This window comes from Actinoplanes sp. ATCC 53533, from assembly GCF_003947245.1.
This window is the reverse complement of sequence record NZ_QHHV01000513.1, coordinates 1-1,778: the sequence shown is the minus strand read 5'-3', so window position 1 is coordinate 1,778 and position 1,778 is coordinate 1. Positions and strand designations below refer to the sequence as shown.

At 65.0% G+C, this 1,778-nt stretch carries 3 protein-coding genes; all 3 read left to right on the top strand.

Annotated elements, in window-relative coordinates:
• The coding region (locus DMB66_RS59685) for a transporter substrate-binding domain-containing protein (protein ID WP_125812683.1) at positions 1–466 on the top strand (466 nt) is incomplete at its 5' end.
• Positions 467–509: 43 nt separating this feature from the next.
• Positions 510–1,220, top strand: a complete 711-nt coding sequence (locus DMB66_RS59680) for an amino acid ABC transporter permease (RefSeq protein ID WP_125812682.1) — start codon at positions 510–512, stop codon at positions 1,218–1,220.
• On the top strand, positions 1,217–1,778 hold a 562-nt coding region (locus DMB66_RS59675), incomplete at its 3' end, for an ABC transporter permease subunit (protein ID WP_148112963.1). The genes DMB66_RS59680 and DMB66_RS59675, both read left to right, overlap by 4 nt.

Below are 1,778 nucleotides of genomic sequence, written 5' to 3'. Positions count from 1 at the left end.
CGAGGCCGGCCAGAACATCATGGTGAAGAAGGACGACACCACGATCACCGGGCCGGACTCCTTCAAGGACGGCACCAAGAAGGTCTGCTCGGTCACCGGCTCCACGCCGGCCGAGGAGATCAAGAAGCACGTGAAGGACGTCGGCAGCCAGCTGGTGCTCTTCGACACCTACGACAAGTGCCGCGACGCCCTCAAGGGCGGTCAGGTCAACGCCGTCACCACGGACAACGTCATCCTGCTCGGCTACATCGCCAAGGATGAGGCGTCGTTCAAGCTGGCCGGCGACAACTTCACCAAGGAGCCGTACGGAATCGGTGTCAAGAAGGAAGACACCGCCTTCCGGACCTTCATCAACGACACCCTGGACAAGTCGTTCCAGGACGGCAGCTGGAAGAAGGCCTGGGACGACACCGCCGGCAAGTTCGGCGCCGAGCTCGGCGCCGCGCCGACCGTCAACCGCTACTGATACCACGAAGCTGATCTGAGAGACGGGGAGGATTTCCAAGCCCGTGAATGTGCTCATCGACAAGTTTGACGTCTTCGCGGGCGGATTCTGGCTCACCTTTCAGATCTGCTTACTCGCCGCGATCGGCGCCCTGATACTGGGCGCCGTCGTGGCGGTACTGCGCATCTCCCCGGTGCCGCCGCTGCGGGCGGTCGGCACCGCCTACGTCACCGTCTTCCGGAACATGCCGCTGACCGTGGTGATGTTCTTCTCCGTGTTCGCTCTTCCGGCCCTCGGCTCGAACGCCGACTTCCTCCGGGTTCCGGGGCTGGACGCGATCTTCACGCGGCTCGGCACGGACCTGCCGTACTTCCGGTTCTGCCTGATCGCGCTCGTCCTCTACACCGCGGCGTTCGTCTGTGAGGCGCTGCGCTCGGGGGTCAACGCGGTCCCGGCCGGTCAGGCCGAGGCCGCCCGGTCGCTGGGCCTGACCTTCGGCCAGAACCTGCGGTACGTCGTGCTTCCGCAGTCCTGGAAGGCCTCGGTGGTGCCGCTCGGTTCGGTGATCATCGCAATGATCAAGAACTCGGCGTTGATCGGCTTCTTCGGCGTCGTCGGCGACCTCTCGCAGACGGCCGACCAGCTCACCTCCGCCGAGGGTTACGCGTTCGTCCCCGTCGCCATCGGCATCTCACTCGGATACCTGATCATGACTGTGCCTCTGGGCGCCCTCCTCGACCGGATCGAACGGCGGCAGGCGGTGGCGGCCCGATGAGCCAGCAGACCGTCCTCTACGACATTCCCGGCCCGCGCCAGCGCCGGCTGACCCTGATCTTCAGCATCGTCGGCACGCTGATCGTGCTCGCCGGGGTGTACTTCCTGATCTATTTGCCCCTGGACGAGAAGGGGCAGTTCTCGATGGACCTCTGGGGTCCGCTGATCGACCCCGGCAACGAGAACTTCTCCCAGGTCTGGGACCGGCTGTTCGTCGGCATCAAGAACACCCTGCTCGCCGCGGTGCTGGCCATTGTCAGCTCGCTGGTGGTCGGCACCCTGCTCGCGGTGCTGCGGATCCAGCTCAAGGAGCTCAACAAGCGCCGCTTCACCGGTTTCGCCGCCCCGGCCTCCTACCTGCTCCGCGGTCTCAGCGCGTTCCTCTCGGCGATCACCCGGATGTGCATCGAGGTGTTCCGCGGACTGCCGGTGGTCATCACCATCTTCTTCGTGGCGCGCGGCCTCCCGGAGTTCGGCGTCAGCATGAACACCCTCTGGTATCTGGTGATTGGCCTGACGGTCTACAACTCCGTGGTCATCGGCGAAATCCTGCGCTCCG